Source organism: Paenibacillus sp. FSL K6-1558 (genome assembly GCF_038002565.1).
GTDB lineage: Bacteria > Bacillota > Bacilli > Paenibacillales > Paenibacillaceae > Paenibacillus > Paenibacillus polysaccharolyticus.
This window is the reverse complement of sequence record NZ_JBBOCV010000001.1, coordinates 3,338,103-3,357,823: the sequence shown is the minus strand read 5'-3', so window position 1 is coordinate 3,357,823 and position 19,721 is coordinate 3,338,103. Positions and strand designations below refer to the sequence as shown.

Below are 19,721 nucleotides of genomic sequence, written 5' to 3'. Positions count from 1 at the left end.
AAGGATATTCAGGGAGAGTTTTGACGGAAGGAGGGCAGGGTACGGGTGAAGGAAGGTATTAGCTTATGTATGATCGTGAGGGATGAAAGCGAGTTTCTGGAACGTTGTCTGGCTTCAGTACGTGAAATCATAGACGAGATCATTATCGTGGATACAGGTTCAGCGGATGATTCCGTAGCTATTGCTCAGCGATATGATGCAACCATCATTAGTGCAGAGTGGAACGGAGACTTTAGCCAGGCGCGTAATCTTTCACTTGCTGCCGCAAGTTTTACATGGATTCTGGTACTGGATGCCGATGAAATGTGGATGCATACGTTATGGACAAAGTCAGAGCTAATGGAATGGCTCAAAGCGGGGAGTGAAGAGAGCTGGGGGTATTGGGTTAAGGTGACGAGTCTGCTGGGTAACTCAGGCGAAGAACGTGTAACGGACGAGGTGTGCCGTTTATTTCGAAATGACCCCCGAATTGCTTTTCATGGAAGAATCCATGAGGAAGTCGCTTCTTCTATTTTTGCGCTGATGCCGCAAGGGATTCGTCATTCGGACATCGAGGTTGTTCATTACGGTTATTTGGATAAAGTGATTGCTACTAAACGAAAAGATGTGCGTAACATGAGATTGATTCGGCTGGCTCTGCAACAGACACCAGATCAGCAGGAACTGCTCTATGCGCTGGCTGCAGAGTGGTTTCAGCAAGCGAAGTATGATGAAGCAATTCGATTACTGCTGCCGCTGCTGGCAAAGCTTGATCCGACGTGTGGATATCATTCGGATGTGGTACTAAAAACAGCATATACGTGGAGAGAGTTGGGGCAGATTGAGCTGGCGCTCTCTGTGGTGGAGAACTGGGTAACGGTATATGATGATTTCCCGGACCTACTTGAACTTGCGGCTGTGTTGGAACTGGATCAGAACCGTGCAGATCGTGCATTAGAATGGTTAAAGCAGGCGAAATCCGCCGCATCGACAGCAGGGAGATATACCTCGGTGTCCGGTGCCGGAAGCTACCGTAGCCTGACGTTGGAAGGCATGGCACATGAACAGGATGGCCGCTGGGCAGAAGCGGAAGCGTCCTACACGGAAGCGCTGTGCATACAGCCCGGCAACGGGGTAGCATGGCAGCGAATGTTGCTCCTTGGGGCAGCCACGGGACGGCCGCAGGCCATTGCTGGCGTAGCCGAGTGGGGGAGCTTGCCGCTAGCGTCGTGGCAAGCACTGGTCTCTGTTGCGCTGGCGGCGCATCGGCCGGAATGGCTGTTGCGCCATGCATGGACGCTGGGCCCGGTGCAGCGCGAGCAGCCACTTGCCGAGGGGCTGGCGCTGGCCCAGATCGGCGAGGATGCAGCCGCGAGGGCGGCACTGCGGCTGTGGGCAACGCATGCGCAGCATGGGCCCGAGGCTGCGCTGGCACTGTGGGCGCTGGGCCACAAGCAGCGTGAGCGCGGCGTGCCCGGGCGTGCGGCGGCAACGCGCCAGCGTGTAGCCGTGCCGGAGGTGGCGCGTGCGGCCGAGGCGCTGCTGCAAGGCGAGGGCGCAGCAACGTGCGGCGCTTACGCGAGCAGCATGGCGCTACCCGCACAGGCGCTCGCCGCCGTGGGCGCCTGGCCCGCATGGCTGCACCTGCTGCAGGCCCTGCCGCCAGCCGCCTCGCTGGCGCTGCTTGCAGCGCTCCCGCCTGCGGCCCGCTGCGGGCTGCTGTGCGCGCCCGCTTGCGTCCGCGCAGGGCGCTTGCGCTATGCGGCATGCCTAGCGGCGCGCAGCGCCCTGCGCGGACGAAGTGCCCGCCCCGGCGCTCGCAGCGCATGCGCTCCTGGCGGGCACGCTCGCGCTGCTCGCCAGGCGGCAGAGCCTGGCGCGTGATTGGGCCGATTGCGCGGCCCGGATCACGGCACGGCCTGCTGCCGCCCAAGGCCGCCCGGCGAAGACCCCGCCGCCGGGCCTACAGACCCTGCTGCGCCTGACGGCCTCTGGCGCAGCCCATGCCCCAACCTTCCAGCAGCAGTGCAACATGCTGCTGGTATACCTGTAATCCGGCGTACCCATAGCGCCGGATACCCCGGGATGCCCCGACTTCACAGCATAGCAAAAAAGCCGGGGGCATCCCGGCACACACTGCATTTACCACAAGTTTGGCCTGCTGGTTCAGACGGATAAACATATAACTATGCAATTCGTTATGCAATCCGTAACACTACCGTTTCCTCATATTACGTTTGGACACCCGATTGTTTTCTTATCAAAAGCCTCTATGAGAGTGCTTATTTAGATGCTATATAAGTTGAACTATTCTTTTACACAATAACGAGAGGACAGAAAAAACCTGGAAAAGCGAAGCGCTCGCCTAAAAGCTTTCTGTAAGAAAGCTACATCGGAAGCATATGCTTATCACCGGATTTTTCCCTGTAGAAAATGGAATCCAAAAAAATCTGGGGATAACCGCTACTCTCCAGGTTCTTCTGTCATCGGAGTGGACTATGTAAAATCTTTAGTTCAAATTATATAGATCGGATGAAGTACTGTATAACGTGTGTAAAGATAGGTGTATTAAAATGTTGTGCCTCACTAACGACACTATCCCTTTCCCGTCTTGCATATGACAGCCCTGAAACAGCGGATGGGCGCGCCGTACATCTCCGAGGAGATGGCGTCCGTAGGCTCTTCCACAGTTAACTTATCTTCAATCATCAGCCCTGTGACAGCCATGATCGTTTCCAGCAAATCCGGTCGCATCTCGGGCACATCAAAAGTGGCGATTAACTGTCCGCGTGGTTTCAACACCCGAGCGAATTCGCGAAAAGCCCGCAACATCGTGCCCGTGTCCAGATGCTCCAGAACAGAGATGCAGAATACGCGGTCAAACTGCTCGGGACGATATGGAAGCTGAGCCAGATTGGCCTGAGCGCGGTGAAGCCGGGTGAGGTAATGTTCGGGCAGATGGAGAGCCGCCTGTTCGCCAAAATCAGCCGCAATATCTAGACGAATCGCCTCTTCCGACAAGATGCGTTCATCCCAATCACATGCGTGAACTTCGCGGCAATGTTCCGTGAGCCAAAACTTGAACGGGTGCGAAATACCGCAGGCTGCATCCAGCACTACGTCGCTTGAACGCGCGAATTGCCTTGCCCATTCATACTCATAAGGACGGCTCCACCATGCGGGATGAAGCGGAAAAACGAGCGTGTCTGTCTTCGGATCGCTTTGCCGGATGTACCTTGATTCCATTATTGCCGTGGTGTCGGGTGTGTCCATCATGTTTGAATCGCCTCCTTCAATCCTGTTTCAGCTAAAAAAGATTCCAGTACCCTGCTCCACCGGCTGCGCCATATGGACAGATCATAAGACAGTGCGGTTTCGCGCGCATAGATCCCCAGCCGCTCCCGCTCGGAGCGATCTTGAACGAGCCTGATGAGCGCGGCAGTCAGTGCCTGCTCACCCGGAGGTACGAGCAATCCGTTGAACCCATCCTGAATGAGATCATTGAGTCCGCCGACATTGGAAGCGATCACCGGAAGACCGCAGCTCATCGCTTCCAGGCATGCGTAGGAGGTTCCCTCCGAGAATAGGGTAGGAATGACAACGATATCTGCCTGATGGTAAGCGTCACGAATATCTTTGAAATCGTACGTATGCTGGTAGATGCGGGCTGTATGCGGATGTGTACGCTGCCAATAGCGAAAGGCTCTGCCCACCGTACTGCCTTCGACCAGTTCTCCGGCAAATTCAACCTCCACATCTGGAAAAGCCCCGAGCAGCTTATCTGCCGCCAGCATCATAGGAATAATACCGCGCTCGCTACTGATGCGGCGTGGATATAGAATGCGGATTGGACGTGGGACTGGTACATCCACAGCGTTGTTCGTATGACCCTGACCTTGATGAGGAGTGATTTCCGCAAACCCGTTTTCGAAAGAAACAGCATCAGCGCCGGAGTCTTCACTTTGCTCTCGCTTAAAATTCTTCGTTCTGGCTTTTTCTCCTGAACTGCGATATAACTCTGAATCATTAAGGCCTGCTGTATGATGATCTGCTGCATCCTCTTTGTATTCCTGAACAAGGGTGTCTTCATGTTCAGCCTGAAGTGCGGTGTCTCTTTTCCATGCCGTCATCCATTCCTCTTCATGCTGCGGTGTGAGCATCCTGCTTGGCGGAGCCGGGATGAAATAAGAGGTGTCCACTGCGTTGGGAATCAGCACAATTTGTTCTGAATCGGTATACATACAAGCTGCCCTGCAGAAAGTCTGGAAATGAGAGTCTACCGAAACGATGCGAACCAGTCCGTCCAGCGCGAGCTGAATGTGATCGGCAACCTGGCGTTTCGTCTCAAGCGGCAGACGGGGGCGATCCCAATTAATGCCATGGCATATTCCGAGACTGCCAGGTTTATAGGTGATGGGTTGCCACAGGCAACTGGCATAGATGATTGGACCGCGAGCGGCTGCGGCCATCCGGTCAAAAGCTTCCGGTACATTTTCCATGTCGTAATCGTAACCATAGACGTCGATCTGTTCGGTTCGGGTCTGGAATGATTCGAAATAGGACAGCTGGTGTACCTCGGGAATATGTCCGAGTCCGCGGATGACACTGCATAGATCGAGAATATAACGTTCCAGCCCGCCGCCAAATACCCGGCCAAACTCCCGGTTGTAACCATCGGTAAAACTATGGGTCAGTATGCTGACCACACCCATATTACGACTCCTCCTTCCAAGGGAGCAGGCGCGGTTCAGGGTCCAGAATGGACTCATACTGCGCTGGGTTGCCCCATTCCCCATGCGGATCAATACGTTTGTAACGTAAATATTTGCGTACCCGATCCTCCAAACTTCCAGCCCAGCCGAGATGCTGAACTTTCAGTTCAGTGCATACCCCTGGTAACACGGTGCAGGACGCGGGAAGACGAGGAACATGGTGATTCTGTTGCGGGTAAAAGTAAGGATAGCCCGGCATATAACGGACAAGGGAGGCAGTGTGACGTTTGTGCATGGACCACAGCTCATCCTCCCGATAATGTGTTCGGCAACCCCACATATCGTAGAATCGGAAGGCAAACCAGTCTGCGTAGTCCTGATCAATGAGTTTGCGCATTGCCTTTTTGGCATCAGCACTGTATAGTTCATCGGCATCTACCGAGAGAAGCCAGTCTGGATCTGTACTGACGGCAGCTTGCCATAACGTGTTGCGAAGGCGCCACTCTTCGGCAAACAGTGGCTTCTGTAACACATCAAGACGAACTACTTTTGGGAAAGCTCTGCATATTTCCGGTGTTCCATCTGTACTGGCATCATCCACAATGACGATTTCATCCACGAATTCACTCAGATTTTGCAACACTTCTTCCAGATACCGTCCTTGCTCATTACGTACCTGAAGCATGGCAGTCAGCTTGTTGTTTTTATTTTTGCGCACCCGACGTACGGGAGAGTTTTGTTCGTATGCGTCTACCTCTACATCACGGCTCGCGGAAGAATTCGTTTCCTCTTCGATCCGTGAGTTAATGATGCGATGAACTTGACTTGAGAAGTTTTGGCTTTGGGCTTCGGAACTCGAAGACGATTGAAGCGAATCATGCATAACGGGCCTACTTCCAGGGGTTCTGCGCTTCTTCGGGTCTATCATTAAGGCACCTCCCCAAGCAACTGTTGTACGGCTTGATCGAGCAGCTCCAGTTCCATAATCCGAGCTAAGGCCTCTTCATCCTCCACAGCTGTCTCCAGAAACAGCCTTACCGCACCGTGACGTTCCCCTCGAAGAGCCAGTGCCGTCCCGGATAGTTGTCGATATTGCAGAAGGCTGGTCGCATCCTGAATATCACTGGCATGAACGAGCGCGAGCGCATCCTCCACACACTCTGTTTCCTGATAGATACGGAACTTCCAATGCCTTGCCGTTTCCCCGCCAAGCTCATCCAGAACGCGCAGAGCACTGCCGTAATCATCATTGATGCGCAGCAGTTCCGCTCGAACCAACTGTTCCTCTCCGGCTTCAAGCCAGCGGCACAATTGCTCATAATGATGACGTTCCTGCTCGTTATTTGCACTGATGCCAAACACCTGTAGAGCTTCTTCAATCTGACCTGATCTCGCATAGATGGCGGAGAGGAACCGGTAATGAGACACCACACAATCCTGCCTTCCGTTGATGACAGCATGAGTGAATGCTTCCTTGAGTGAGGCGGCGGCACGTGAATCTTCCAGTAAATACTCATATGCGGACAGAAGAAACGAGATGGTTTCATGAGCACCTGTTTTGGCTCGGAGCTGTCTGTAGTAGTCAGCTCGCAAACGACATTGAAGCGTGGTAACGCGGTCTGGTTTACCAGTCAGTACCTGCTGAAGTGCATGCATAAAAAATATCTCATAATCGCGCAGTGGAATACGTGTACCGTCATAATGGATGTAACCGGCTGGTGAAGTGTCTTCTCCCCCTAGCCAGATGGCACGGGTACCTTGAAAGAGCAGCTTCATATACCGGGTTTCCGAGGATGTGGCCACTAGATCGGCAATGCCGACAAGTCTGGAGATATTGCTCTCCCAGAGTGGAGATGCGGCTTCATCTCCTACGGGTTCAGGCAGTAGTGCAATACATAATTCAGGTTGTAGTGAAGCTACAGCTATAAGCCAGTATGGGTGTGCGACGATTGCAACTGTATGTGGTTCCTGTAATCGGTTCTCCGCCTCCGAAAGAGAGATCGCCTGAATGGACTTTGGTAATCCCTCTTCCTCAGCCGTACGGCTACTGACATATAAGATCGTGCCTTCTTGAGCTGCAAATAAAGCAACGATGTCCGGGTAGGGGAAGGATAACCAGCCTCCTTTTCGCGGGAAAATCACATATTGAACGGCAAGATCTGTGGACACAGACAGGTCCATTGTTGCCTGTTTTATATCCTCTTCTTCCCTCTGTTTTGGCTTTGGATCCACATCTGTTAACGGTTCAGCATGTTCCATTTGTAACTCACCACACTTTGATAAGGGATTTTTGGTATGTAAAAAGCCGCTGTAGCACTTCACATATCTCCGTCTGACACTAACATATGGGCATTTGTCTCCAAACATGAACAACTTCCATGAATACGTGCATCAGTCAAGACCAATCAGGCAACGAACAAGCCTGATAAATAGGCTTAATTTTATCTATTGTGTGACCGAGGTCACTTTTTTTACGTAAGAGGGACGAGTTAGTGATAATTATCACATGTGAAAATTAGGTAATCTGGCACAATACGTTCATCAACGTATTTGGAGGACAGACAGCGAAGAAGCCCGCTTCAAAGCCATTTACGTATCTTGCTAAAGCGAACAGAAAGAAGGGGTAAAGGTATGGATCCGATTATGCTATCGCGTATCCAGTATGCACTTACAACGATTTTCCACTTTTTCTTCGTACCGCTATCCATTGGCCTCGTGCTGCTGGTAGCCATTATGGAGACGTTGTATGTTGCGAAGGGAAAAGAGATTTACAAAACGATGGCCAAGTTCTGGGGCAAGTTGTTCCTGATTAACTTTGCCGTCGGTGTGGTCACCGGTATTTTGCAAGAGTTCCAGTTCGGTATGAACTGGTCGGAGTATTCCCGCTTTGTTGGTGATGTCTTCGGTGCGCCGCTGGCGATCGAGGCTTTGCTGGCATTTTTTATGGAGTCCACATTTATCGGTTTATGGATATTCGGTTGGGATCGGTTGTCCAAAAAAGTGCATCTGGCCTGTATCTGGCTCGTATTTGTCGGCACATTCCTGTCAGCGGTGTGGATTCTGGCAGCGAACTCGTTTATGCAACATCCCGTTGGATTCGCCATCAATAATGGCCGGGCGGAGATGAATGACTTCTTTGCACTCATTACAAATGGGCAGTTTCTCGTTGAATTCCCGCATACGATTTTTGGTGCGTTAATGACGGGAGCCTTTGTCGTGACGGGCATTAGTGCTTATAAGTTAATGAAAAAGAAGGATGTCGAAGTATTCCGCAGATCCTTTAACATCGCGGTTATTATCGGTCTTGTCTCCTCGCTGGGCGTGGCCTTCTCAGGGCACTTCCAAGCTCAATATCTGGTGGAAACACAGCCGATGAAGATGGCTGCAAGTGAGGGAACCTGGACAACAACCGAAGACCCGGCACCGTGGACGGTTATTGCCTCCATTGACCCGGATAAACAGGAGAACTCCGGTGAGATCAAAATCCCTGGATTACTCAGTTATCTCTCTTATAGTAAATTTTCCGGTAGTGTCAAAGGCATGAAAGAACTGAATGCCGAATACCAGCAGACGTACGGACCTGGAGACTATATTCCTCCTGTACGAACCACATTCTGGAGCTTCCGTGTCATGATTGCTGCGGGCGGCTTGATGATTATGCTCGCGATGTATGGTACATATCTGGCTTGGCGCAAGAAATTGGAAGTGGCGAAACCTTGGTTTATGCGTCTGATGGTCTTTGCGATCTCCCTGCCGTTTATTGCGAATTCCGCAGGATGGATTATGACTGAAGTCGGAAGACAGCCATGGACGGTGTTTGGGTATATGACGACCGAGGCAGGTGTGTCACCTAATGTTTCCGCAGGAATGATTTTGTTCTCCACGATTGCCTTTACTGCGGCGTATACGGTTCTTGGCATCGTGATGGTGTATCTGTTTGTACGCAAAATCAAAGCAGGTCCATATGCCGTCGATAAGTCAGACGAGCATGATGAGCCGGCTGATCCGTTTGGCGTAGATGGGGGGTATTCCGTTGTTACTAAGTGAGTTGTGGTTTGTACTGATCGCCGTATTGTTTATCGGTTTTTTCTTTCTCGAAGGATTCGACTTCGGGGTAGGGATGTCTACGGGTCTGATTGCCAAAACAGATCGTGAACGTCGTACATTAATCAATTCGATTGGTCCGTTCTGGGATGGAAACGAGGTCTGGTTGCTGACCGCAGGCGGTGCCATGTTTGCGGCTTTCCCGCACTGGTATGCAACGCTGTTCAGCGGATTCTATCTGCCACTGGTGGTTGTGTTGCTGTTGTTGATTGGACGCGGCGTCGCCTTTGAGTTCCGCAGTAAAATGAAACAGCAGCGCTGGCGTAAAACATGGGACTTTATTATCGTAGTGGCAAGTACTTTACTGCCATTCCTGTTTGGGGTTGTTTTTGCAACGTTGATGAAAGGTCTGCCCATTGATGAGCAAATGCAAATGCATGCCGGTTTCCTGGATATTGTGAATCCGTACACCGTTGTGGGTGGTTTGAGTGTAACGCTATTATGTCTGGTTCACGGGCTGTTATTTGCCTCCCTGCGTACCGTAGGTGAATTGAGAGAACGGGCACTTCACCTGGCGAAAAAGTTGATGATACCGCTGGTTGCAGTGCTTGCAATATACGCATTGTTGACCTATCTGATGACCGATGTGTTTGCTGTTCGTGGCTGGGCGCTCTGGATTATGGTTCTGCTTGGTGCTACGGCACTGGCTTTTGCGGTTTACTTCATTCGTCAGCAACGAGAAGGTTGGGCTTTAGGGATGACAGGTGCGGTTATTGCCATTGCTTTTGCCTCCGTATTTATCGGATTGTTCCCACGAGTTATGGTGAGTTCCATCAATTCGGCATTTGATCTGACCGTATATAACGCAGCATCGGGACCTTATTCATTAAAAGTGATGACTATTGTTGCGTACACCTTGTTGCCGTTTGTACTTGGATATCAGATCTGGAGTTATTATATTTTCCGCAAACGTCTGAACGAACAGCACCACCTGGAGTACTGACATGGGACGCGGGCTAATGAAGCTGCCTGGCATCCGGCCGGTACTCGCACTGGCATCTGCGCTGGTGCTGTTGCAGGCGATGACGATTATTATGCAGGCCAAATGGCTGGCACAGGCGATTACGGCATTGTTCGAAGGTGCCACGGTTTCGTCACAGTATCCGGTGCTGCTGCTGTTTCTGGCTGCTTTTGCCGCCCGCTATGCCTTGTCATTCTGGTTACAACTTGTCACTACGCGGTATGCGGAGAGAACCGGAACCGATCTGCGTAAACAGATGACGGAACAATGGTTTAGACTCGGGCCACGTTATGCCAAGACAGAAGGTACGGGACATCTGGTGACACTGGCACGTGAAGGGGTTTCCCAATATAAAACGTATCTGGAGCTGTTTATCCCGCGTATGTTGGGCATGGGGTTTATACCTGTTGTCCTTCTGCTTTATGTATTCAAACTGGATACGATGTCCGGTGTGATATTAATGCTGACGCTACCGATTCTGATCGTATTTATGATCCTCATTGGTCTGGCGACTCAGCGTAAGATCGATGGACAATTCAAGTCCTACAAAGCGCTGGCGAATCATTTTGTGGATACACTGCGTGGACTGGAAACGTTGAAAACGCTGGGGCAAAGCAAAACACACGAAGGCTCCATCATGCAAGTAAGCCAGCGATACCGAAAAGCAACGATGTCCACACTACGTATGGCCTTTTTGTCCTCATTTGCGCTGGATTTCTTCACCATGTTGTCGGTTGCGTCCGTTGCAGTAGGTCTCGGACTCCGGCTTACGGAAGGACATATGTCACTGTTTCCTGCTCTAACGGTATTAATTCTAGCACCTGAGTATTTCCTGCCCGTACGTATGTTGGGTGCAGATTACCACGCAACTCTGGATGGCAAGGAAGCTGGAGAAGCAATTAATCAAGTGATTGAACGAGGCAAGGCCGCAGAACAACGTCAGACAGAGGTTTATGCAAGTGCATTGGATCAAGCTGAAGTGTTGGGTGAAAATGAAAATGGTTCTGTCTCCTCTTCACAGCTGCGAGTGGTATTTAACCGGGATAAACATGTGATGCAAGATGTGGCAACTTCATCATCTTGGGGAGAGCATAGCCGATTAGCGCTGAAGGATATTCAGGTCCAGCATGAAGCAGAGGGAGCCTACTCCCTTCAGGATGTGAGCTTTCAGCTGAAGGGTATTGGTAAGATCGGAATTATCGGTGCCAGTGGAGCGGGAAAATCAACGCTTATCGATGTTCTCGCGGGTTTTCAGCTTCCAACAGCCGGACAAGTTCTGGTCAATGGCCAGCCTCTAAGTCTGGAACGGCTCAAGGCCTGGCGTAGCCAGACGGCGGCGATTCCGCAGCATCCGTATATTTTCAGTGGTTCCATTGCGGATAATATTCGTTTTTACATGCCGGAGGCATCCGATGCGGAAGTAGCTCAAGCGGCACAGGTAGCGGGGCTGACAAAGCTATTGTCATCTCTGGCAAATGGACTGCATGAACAGATTGGCGCAGGAGGCAGACAGCTCAGCGGAGGTCAGGAGCAACGTGTGGCGCTGGCAAGAGCTTTGCTGAGTGAACGCAGTGTTCTGTTGCTTGATGAACCTACGGCACATCTGGATGTCGAGACCGAATATGAATTGAAGCAGACGATGCTACCCTTGTTTGAAGGTAAACTTGTCTTTCTGGCAACGCATCGTCTGCACTGGATGCCGCATATGGATCGCATTATTGTCATGGATGGCGGTACGGTAGCGGAGACAGGCACACATCAGGAACTGCTTGCACGAAAAGGGGTATATTATCACATGATTGAAGCGCAGATGGAGGCGATATGAGATGAGATCCGGACACCCAGGGACAGAGACCGAAGCACAAGGTGGGAAAAATAGCTGGATTACTCCATACGCGGTACAGTACCGCTGGCGATTGATCGGTGCGATTGCACTGGGCACATGCGCGGCTCTCTGTGCGGTGATGCTCCTTTTTACCTCCGGATATCTGATCTCCAAGTCTGCGCTGCGTCCTGAAAATATTTTGATGGTCTATGTTCCGATTGTAGGTGTACGTGCCTTTGGTATCTTCCGGGCGGTGTTCCGTTATGTCGAGCGGCTGGCAGGACATGATGCTGTTTTGCGTGTGCTCGCAGATCAGCGAGTGAAGCTCTATCGCATTTTGGAACCACAGGCTCTGTTTCTGCGTTCGCGAATGCAAACCGGTGACGTGCTTGGTGCACTGGCCGATGATGTAGAACGTCTGCAAGATATATATCTTCGTACCGTATTCCCGGCTGTTACAGCACTTGTGATCTACGGAGCGGCTGTACTGGTATTCGGCAGTGTAGATCCGATGTTTGCACTATGGATGGCACTGTATATGTTGTTTATTGTTGCATTGCTTCCTGCAATTTCTTTAAAACTGACCTGGAGATGGCGTGTGCAGCTCAAAAGAGAAAACAGCAAGCTGTACACACGTCTGACCGACGGCGTACTCGGGCTGGGAGACTGGATTGCCAGTGGCAGAGCGGCAGCGTTCGTGCAATGGCAGGAAGAGGACGAGGAGTATGCTGATCAGATTCGCCGTAGATTGCGTCGCTGGAACCGCTCACGCGATTTTATCGCGCAATGCTTCATTGGCGGGATGGTTGTTTGGGTCACCATGTGGGCAGGACAAACGACTACAGCGGCCCAGCTACCTGCGGTTATGATCGCGGCATTTGTGCTCGTCTTGTTCCCGCTTACGGAATCACTGCTACCTGTTAACGATGCACTAGGACATATTCCGGATTACCGTGAATCTCTAGATCGATTAAGCAAGTTGGAAGGCTCGGAGGGTAAGGTGCGTCAGAATGGGGAAGAGCAGAAAAAGAAGTCTCAAGTATTGGAGTCTCATAACAGACATCGATCTGGTTCAGTTGCGGTGCAATCGACCGATGATATAGCCGCAGCGGATCGGGGAACGACTGCAGATGGACGAATCCGTCTGCGCATTCCGCCGAAACTGCGCGCGGATATTAGCATTGAGCAAGTGAGTTATCGGTATGAAGCAGAGACAGCATATGCCGTTCAGGATATCTCTCTGCATCTGCCTCAGGGCAAACGTATGGCTATTCTTGGACGTAGCGGTGGTGGTAAATCGACATTACTGAAGCTGATTCAAGGTGCTTTGTCTCCCTCATCCGGCAAGGTTCTAATCAATGATCTGCCTGTAGAGATGCTTGGCGAGAGTATAACCGAAGTGATAGCAGTACTCAATCAGAGTCCACATCTCTTTAATACGACGGTTGCAGGCAATCTGCGGATTGGTCGTCCAGATGCAACGGATGAAGAGATACGTCAGGTCGCTGCACAGGTTGGTCTGGCTGAACTGATCGAGTCTCTGCCACAGGGGTATCAGACACCGATGCTAGAGACAGGACTGCGCTTCTCCGGCGGGGAGCGTCAGCGGATTGCACTAGCCAGGGTGTTGCTACGGAAGACGCCCGTTGTTATTTTTGACGAGCCTACTGTAGGGTTAGATCCCGTGACAGAACGCGAACTGATGCGCACCATGCTGGACAGCCTGCAAGGCAAAACATTAATCTGGGTCACTCACCACCTGATTGGTGCAGAGAAGATGGACGAGATTGTGTTTGTGGAAAATGGAAACATCGTCATGCAGGGTTCTCACGAACAACTGCTGGCTCGGGAAGAACGATATCGCCGACTCCTTGAGCTGGATCGGCCCGGATGGCTGGAGCGGCAGCGTAAATCCCCGCTGCCTCCCACCGCTACTCTCAAGTAACCGACTGTGGCAGGAGACTATGATCCATCCGTGAGTGAAGAGATTCGCTTCACTAGTCCTGTGGATGTCACCGAGTAGCAGATAGGATGCAGGAAAATGACATAATGCAGATGAATAATGTGAAAAAAGACGAAGCAGACACAGCCCTGCTTCGTCTTTTTGTTGTTTGTGCCCGAAGTCGCCAGTGATCGTTATTTACTGGTATGCCAGCAACGTGCCACAGGATCGGCGCAATACCAGTTCCGGCTCTACTTTAATGCAACGATTATCCATTTGTTTGTTCATCAGGTCGAACAGGATCATTGCCGCAAGACGTCCAATTTTGTCTGTATCCTGCTTAACGGTCGTGAGTGGCGGATCACTGTAACGACAGGCTTCGATGTCATCACATCCTGCAACAGCAATGTCCTCGGGAACGCGTAATCCCGCCTCTTTGAAGGCCCGTACTGCTCCGAATGCAAGCAAGTCCGTGGCGGCGAATACAGCTCGCGGCAAGACATCTGCTTGTAACAGCTGTTTGGCTGCCTCGTAACCATCGGTAGCGGCATAATCTTGGCTGTATACCAACCATTCCGGTTTCTCTTCGAGACTAAACTGCTTTAGGGATTGTTTAAAGGCTTTTTCCCGATGCTGCATCACGAGGGAGGCGCGCTGGAGCCCGATAAACCCGAGATCCCGATACCCATTCATATAAAATTGTTCCACCACTTTGGTAGAGATTTTTTCGTTATCCGACATGATATAACAGGAGTTCTGTCCATTCATCTCAATGTCAATTCCGATGCACGGAATGGGACTTGCATCAAGGTCAGACACGCTGCTCTCCACCTCATCCCCCGCAATAATAATACAGCCATCCACTTGAAAATATTTGGAACGTGCCAGGTAGTCTTCACCCTGATCTAAGAACTTTTCATTGGAAAAGAAGAGCAGATCATATCCTAACAGGCCGATCTGTTTCTTAAAGGCATTAATGACCTCTACAAAGAAAGGGTGACTGAAATCGACATTCAGTTTCCCTGCAAAGACAACACCCACCAGATTGGACTTTTTAGTCGCCAGTGTTTTGGCGGAAGATGAGGGGCGATAACCCGTTTCCTCCATAATCTTAAGTACGCGTTGGCGTGTCTCCTCGCCAATGTCAGGGTAGTTGTTAATAATTTTAGACACCGTTGCAACAGACACACCGGCCAAACGAGCTATCGTTTTGATATTCATTATATATCCCTCAAATTCTAAACTAGTTTCGTAGATTGTGGCTGTGCCTTTTTATTGCTTTCTTGCCAACATTCTATGTCACAAGCTTCTGAGAGTCAATAACAGAAAGGGTGATCGTCGAGGTGATTATGATATGTATGGATATTTTTTAAGTATTTGCTCTCAAATCTAACGAAAATTCTACTAGGTTTTAGTAAAAATAACCTTATTTCCTACAAACAGAGGCTCATTTTAACTAGAGCGGAAGGAAGAGTAGAGGTGGAAAAATAAAGCCAGCGAATAGATTTTTCGTAAAACAAAGTGTGAATCTACCCATGGAAGAACGCCCAATCCCATATCAGACGCGGTTTTCATCACATATTTTGTAAAAATTCAAATAAACTATTTACAAATTTATCAGGTGAAGTCATAATGAGGGTGTAATTAACGAAACTGATTTCGTAAATTTGTTGAATCGTAAATTAATCTTGAATGGTTGGGGGAAAGTGATATGAAGAGAAAGATTTTATCTATTACACTTGTAACCGCTTTAATGTTTGTACTTGCAGCATGTGGTAACGGTTCGACCGATTCGGATGGGAAGGCGTCTACGGATGGAAACAAAAAAGTGACGTTAAAGATCATTCACTGGCAACAAGAGAATATCAACAATTACATCAAAGAATTTAATAAAAAATTTGAAGAGAAGTACCCGGACGTGAAAGTGGAGTACACAACAGTTCCGGCAGATGCAACGTATGATCAACTAATGCAAACACGGATGAACGCAGGTAGCACGGGCGATGTAGATATCATTCCGCTCAAGTCCAGCTTCGTTGGTGCTCCGCAAGACTGGTCCAAGGGTGCGGCTGATCCGATGTGGAAGCAGTGGATCGACGCAGGGCTGATCAGTGACTTGTCGGGTCAGGCTTTTATCAAGAATTATAACGAAGTTGACGTGCAGAACGCGATGACGTACAACGACAAGGTGTACGGTGTCAATATGGGTAAAGTGGCATTCACAGGCCTGTTCTACAACAAAGACCTTTTTGCCAAATACAATCTGCAAGTGCCGACAACATGGGATGAACTGCAAAACGTCATCAAAGTATTCAAAGATAACGGCGTAGAAGCACTCGGCTTCGCAGGTAAAGATGTTTGGCCGATTGGCCTTGCGGTGCAAGGGCTTCAAGCCTCGATTCATGATGATCAACTGAGCTACATCAAAGGTCTGTGGACAGGTCAAACCAAGCTGACTGATCCGGTACAGATTGAAGTATTGCAAAAGGCTCAAACGCTGATGAACAGTGCAATGCCTGGTTTCATGGGGATTGACTACGGCACACTGCCAAGTCTGTTTGCTACAGGTAAGGTGGCTATGATTGCGGACGGTACGTGGGATGCAACGACGATTCAAGCAGCTAACCCTGATCTGAAGTTTGGATATTTCCCGATTCCGGGCAGTAACGATGCAGCGAAGAACAAAGACTTGGCTGGTAAATACGATATGACCTGGATGGTAGTAGATAAGTCACCAAACAAGGATTATGCGCTGAAGTGGCTTGAAATGCTGTCGGAGAAAGGGAACTATACGGATTTTGTTAATGCAGCCGGATTCCTTCCGACACAGCCTGATGTAGAAATCAAGAGTGAGTTTATCAAAGACATTCAACCATACCTGGAGAACTTCAAGCTTTCCTGGGATCAGCTGTTCATTAATCGTCAGAACGTAGGACAGTACATTGCTGAGTCTAGTGTTCATGCAGAGATGCTTAAACCCGCTGGGCCAATTGCTACACCAGAGGAACTTGCGAGCAAATCACAAGCAGACTGGGATGCAGCGGCTCCAAAATAAACAAATGATTGGACTCGTGTACTAAAGACTCATCTAAGTTATGGATCTAAGCTTTGTAGTATAGTAACCACCGGAATAGCGCTTGGGGTAAGAGCCTTCAGGCCAGCCCGTGCCAAGTCAGCTGTTATTCCGGTTTTTTGGTTTTACCCGATGAAAGGTGTGAGGACGATGTATCCGTTTGGAAAAGGGAAGGCGCGGCTGATTCCTTATCTGTATTTAAGCATTCCACTACTGCTTTATGTCGTGTTTGGTTTTGGTCCATCACTGGTGACGGTGCTGTTTTCGTTTACCGATGCGACTGGAGTGAGAGGACAAGAGTGGAGCTTTGTCGGTTTCGAAAATTATAAAACCTTCTTTGGCGCATCTAATGCAGGTGACCGGCTGGACGCGATCGGGCGATCCTTATATTTTGCGTTTGCTGTAGTTATCATCCAAAACGCAGTGGGTCTGTTCATGGCGATCCTGATTAACAAAAAGCTTCGAGGCGACAAGCTGTATCGTGCGGTATTCTTTTTGCCCGTCGTGCTTGGTGTAACGGTGTCCGGATTGATCTGGCAGCTCGTAGCGAATCCGCTTGGCGGGCCGGCGCAGTCGATTCTGAATTTCTTTGGCACGAGCTCGAACTTTTTCGGGGATTATAATATTGCCTTTGAGCTGATTATTTTCGTGCAGATCTGGATGTACATGGGGTATTCCATGACCATCTTCCTTGCCGGGCTGCAGACGATTCCGAGTGATCTGTACGAGGCGGCTTATATGGATGGTGCATCGGGATGGAAAGCATTCACTAACATCACGTTCCCGATGATTGCTCCTTCTTTTACCGTGAATATGCTGTTGTCCATCATCGGCGCACTGCAAACCTTTGACATTATCTACGTCCTCACAGGCGGTAAATTTAATACAACAACGCTGGCATTTGACGTGTATGCAACAGCGTTTGGTAGCGGCTCAGCCGATTATGGTCTGGCTTCTGCGGTAGCAATGATTCAGTTCCTGTTTGTGTTTACGATCTCGATGGTCGCGTTGTTCTATCTTCGCAAAAGAGAGGTGGAAGTATAATGAAGCAGAGCAGAACATCAAGAACAATCAGCTACATTATTGTGCTGCTGATGCTTGCCCTATACGTCTTCCCTCTGTTCTATCTGTTTAATGTGTCCATGAAAACACAGACGGAGTATTTACTGAATCCCGTAGCACTTACGGAAGGCATACGGCTGGAGAACTTTGCCGAAGCATGGACGAAGGGTAGTTTCTCGCAGTACATGTGGAACAGTGTGCTTTACACGGGCATGTCCACACTGCTGACCTTAATTTTGTCCATATTTGCAGCTTTCCCGCTTGCTCGCAGATACGTGAAATTCAGTACGTTGATTTATATTTTCTTTTTGATCTCCATGTATTTGCCGAACCCGTTGATTCCGCAGTTCTCTTTGATCAATCAACTGGGGCTGTATAATACGCAAACGGGTTACATTTTGCTGAAAACGACGGGCACAGGCATTGCGTTTCTGATGTTTGTCGGTTATATCAAATCGGTATCCCGCGAGCTGGATGAGGCGGCTGCCATGGACGGATGCGGATACACCCGTTATCTGTTTACCATCCTTGTTCCGCTAATGAAGCCGATTCTGGCAACAGGCATTATTCTCACAGCCATCGGGGTATGGAATGATATTATTGGGCCGACCATTTATCTGTCTGATCCGAATTATCAGCCGGTTACCAAAGGTTTGTTTACCTTCTATGGGCAGTATATGAATAACTGGCCGCTACTAGCGTGTGGGATTCTGATCGTGACGTTGCCGCTGGTTGTGCTGTACGTTGCGTTGCAGCGTTTTATCGTTGGCGGTGCAATGGCGGGTGCGGTTAAATCATAGGTTTTTTACGAATAAGAAAAAAACGGCTAATCTTGATGTGTTCTTGTTGAGTTGATACTCATGTAACAAGTTATTCAATAACAAAAAAAGCCACCCTCATTCGACATGGGGGTGGCTTCTTGTATTTCTATTGAATCATTCATTGGCATAGCTTGCATTGGGTGATCCAACGATTTTTTTACATATCGACTAACAATAAAATAATGGAGGACAGACACAGACAAGTGCTGACCAGATAGAGCACGGCAACCACCTGTTTGTGGTTCAAACCGGCACGGAGTAGGCGATAGTGAGCCTGACTTGCATCGGCTTGATAGATCGCTTTGCCTTGCAGGAAACGTTTGATCACGACAAAAATATTATCGAAAATCGGTACGCCCAGCGCCAGAATCGGAATGAAAATGGACAGCATCGTTGCTTGTTTGAATGCACCGTCAAGTGCGATGACCGCTAGAATGAAGCCTAGGAACGTAGCGCCGGCATCGCCCATAAACACTTTGGCTGGAGCCTTGTTATATTTGAGATAACCAAGCGTTACCCCAACTAAAGTAATGGACATCAGTGCTGAATCGCTCTGGCCCTTCGTAATCGCTACAATAAACAACGTGATCGCTGAGATCGCGGACAAACCACCAGCCAGTCCATCCATACCATCCGAGAAGTTAATCACCGTCGTAACTCCGAAAATCCACAGGATCGTCAGAATGAATTGCAACCAGATCGGCAGGAGCACATACTCTGCATTGAACGGATTCACGAATCCGGTAAACGCAATACCAGAAGCAAAAACGAGCACTGCAGCGGAGACTTGAATAATCATTTTAGGTAGCGCGGGAAAGTCTTTTCCTTTGGTTTTGTACCAGTCATCAATCGTACCGATCGTCAGGAGAAGCATGCCGCCCGCAACCAATGCGGCTGTCTCCCAGGTCAATTCTTTAGTAAGAGCAATGTATGTCAGGAAAAATCCAGTAAATATCGCGTAGCTAGCAGTCAGTGGTATCGGTTGTCTGTGTAGCTTACGCTCCACATCTTCCCGGGGCTTGTCCACAAAATCCAGCTTGTGCGCCAGTCGGCCCAGCGGCGGAATCAGCAGAACCACGACAGCAAAAGACAATATGAAAGCCAGTATGTACATCATAAACTCGCTTGGTTCACTCCCATCATCCTCATTTCCTCTTATTATACGAGTTCAACCCGAAATCTGTCGATATCAGTATTGTAACCTGGAGCATGGATGGTCATGCGAATCAGATGTAATAGATG

General features: G+C 49.7%; 15 protein-coding genes. 8 read left to right on the top strand and 7 right to left on the bottom strand.

What is annotated here, in order from left to right; translation table 11 throughout:
• Positions 1 to 45: 45 nt before the first annotated feature.
• The gene (locus MHI38_RS14410; protein WP_341181343.1) at positions 46 to 1,863 is read left to right on the top strand and encodes a glycosyltransferase; all 1,818 of its coding nucleotides are present in this window, start codon (positions 46 to 48) and stop codon (positions 1,861 to 1,863) included.
• A 79-nt stretch (positions 1,864 to 1,942) separates the two neighbouring features.
• On the opposite strand, the gene MHI38_RS14405 is transcribed toward MHI38_RS14410, so the two are convergent.
• The 5 genes from MHI38_RS14405 to MHI38_RS14385 all read right to left on the bottom strand — a co-directional run bounded on the left by MHI38_RS14405 (position 1,943) and on the right by MHI38_RS14385 (position 6,950).
• Entirely contained in the window at positions 1,943 to 2,161 is a 219-nt protein-coding gene (locus MHI38_RS14405; RefSeq protein WP_341181342.1) for a hypothetical protein, read from the bottom strand.
• Between the two features lie 413 nt (positions 2,162 to 2,574).
• On the bottom strand, positions 2,575 to 3,255 hold the full coding sequence (locus tag MHI38_RS14400) for a class I SAM-dependent methyltransferase (protein ID WP_253499384.1): 681 nt from the start codon (positions 3,253 to 3,255) through the stop codon (positions 2,575 to 2,577).
• Positions 3,252 to 4,691, bottom strand: coding sequence for a glycosyltransferase family 4 protein (locus MHI38_RS14395; protein ID WP_341181341.1), 1,440 nt, complete (start codon positions 4,689 to 4,691; stop codon positions 3,252 to 3,254). Before MHI38_RS14395 ends, MHI38_RS14400 begins: the two co-directional genes overlap by 4 nt.
• A 1-nt stretch (position 4,692) precedes the next feature.
• A complete protein-coding gene (locus tag MHI38_RS14390) occupies positions 4,693 to 5,619 on the bottom strand; it encodes a glycosyltransferase (RefSeq protein ID WP_341181340.1) in 927 nt (308 codons plus the stop codon).
• Entirely contained in the window at positions 5,619 to 6,950 is a 1,332-nt protein-coding gene (locus tag MHI38_RS14385; RefSeq protein ID WP_341181339.1) for a hypothetical protein, read from the bottom strand. The genes MHI38_RS14390 and MHI38_RS14385 overlap by 1 nt, the downstream gene beginning before the upstream one ends.
• A gap of 372 nt (positions 6,951 to 7,322) precedes the next feature.
• Between MHI38_RS14385 and MHI38_RS14380 the strand changes: the two genes are divergently transcribed.
• From MHI38_RS14380 to cydC, 4 genes are read left to right on the top strand one after another with little or no spacing between them, the layout of a single operon-like run.
• Entirely contained in the window at positions 7,323 to 8,738 is a 1,416-nt protein-coding gene (locus tag MHI38_RS14380; protein WP_341181338.1) for a cytochrome ubiquinol oxidase subunit I, read from the top strand.
• Positions 8,725 to 9,738, top strand: a complete 1,014-nt coding sequence (gene cydB, locus MHI38_RS14375) for a cytochrome d ubiquinol oxidase subunit II (RefSeq protein WP_341181337.1) — start codon at positions 8,725 to 8,727, stop codon at positions 9,736 to 9,738. Before MHI38_RS14380 ends, cydB begins: the two co-directional genes overlap by 14 nt.
• 1 nt (position 9,739) lies before the next feature.
• Positions 9,740 to 11,581 (top strand): thiol reductant ABC exporter subunit CydD, encoded by a 1,842-nt coding sequence (cydD, locus tag MHI38_RS14370; protein ID WP_341181336.1) that lies wholly within the window; start codon positions 9,740 to 9,742, stop codon positions 11,579 to 11,581.
• 1 nt (position 11,582) lies between these two features.
• On the top strand, positions 11,583 to 13,526 hold the full coding sequence (gene cydC, locus MHI38_RS14365) for a thiol reductant ABC exporter subunit CydC (RefSeq protein ID WP_341181335.1): 1,944 nt from the start codon (positions 11,583 to 11,585) through the stop codon (positions 13,524 to 13,526).
• 195 nt (positions 13,527 to 13,721) lie between these two features.
• Here the strand turns inward: cydC and MHI38_RS14360 are convergent, their stop codons facing one another.
• Complete coding sequence (locus tag MHI38_RS14360; RefSeq protein ID WP_090921682.1) at positions 13,722 to 14,744, bottom strand: LacI family DNA-binding transcriptional regulator; 1,023 nt, start codon at positions 14,742 to 14,744, stop codon at positions 13,722 to 13,724.
• A gap of 490 nt (positions 14,745 to 15,234) precedes the next feature.
• On the opposite strand from MHI38_RS14360, the gene MHI38_RS14355 reads away from it, so the two are divergent.
• From MHI38_RS14355 to MHI38_RS14345, 3 genes are all read left to right on the top strand, one after another.
• Complete coding sequence (locus MHI38_RS14355) at positions 15,235 to 16,578, top strand: ABC transporter substrate-binding protein (protein ID WP_123064072.1); 1,344 nt, start codon at positions 15,235 to 15,237, stop codon at positions 16,576 to 16,578.
• A gap of 168 nt (positions 16,579 to 16,746) precedes the next feature.
• Positions 16,747 to 17,640 (top strand): carbohydrate ABC transporter permease, encoded by an 894-nt coding sequence (locus MHI38_RS14350; RefSeq protein WP_090921685.1) that lies wholly within the window; start codon positions 16,747 to 16,749, stop codon positions 17,638 to 17,640.
• Complete coding sequence (locus MHI38_RS14345) at positions 17,640 to 18,458, top strand: carbohydrate ABC transporter permease (protein WP_090921688.1); 819 nt, start codon at positions 17,640 to 17,642, stop codon at positions 18,456 to 18,458. Before MHI38_RS14350 ends, MHI38_RS14345 begins: the two co-directional genes overlap by 1 nt.
• A gap of 178 nt (positions 18,459 to 18,636) precedes the next feature.
• On the opposite strand, the gene MHI38_RS14340 is transcribed toward MHI38_RS14345, so the two are convergent.
• Positions 18,637 to 19,596, bottom strand: coding sequence for an MraY family glycosyltransferase (locus MHI38_RS14340; RefSeq protein ID WP_090921690.1), 960 nt, complete (start codon positions 19,594 to 19,596; stop codon positions 18,637 to 18,639).
• Between the last annotated feature and the right edge of the window lie 125 nt (positions 19,597 to 19,721).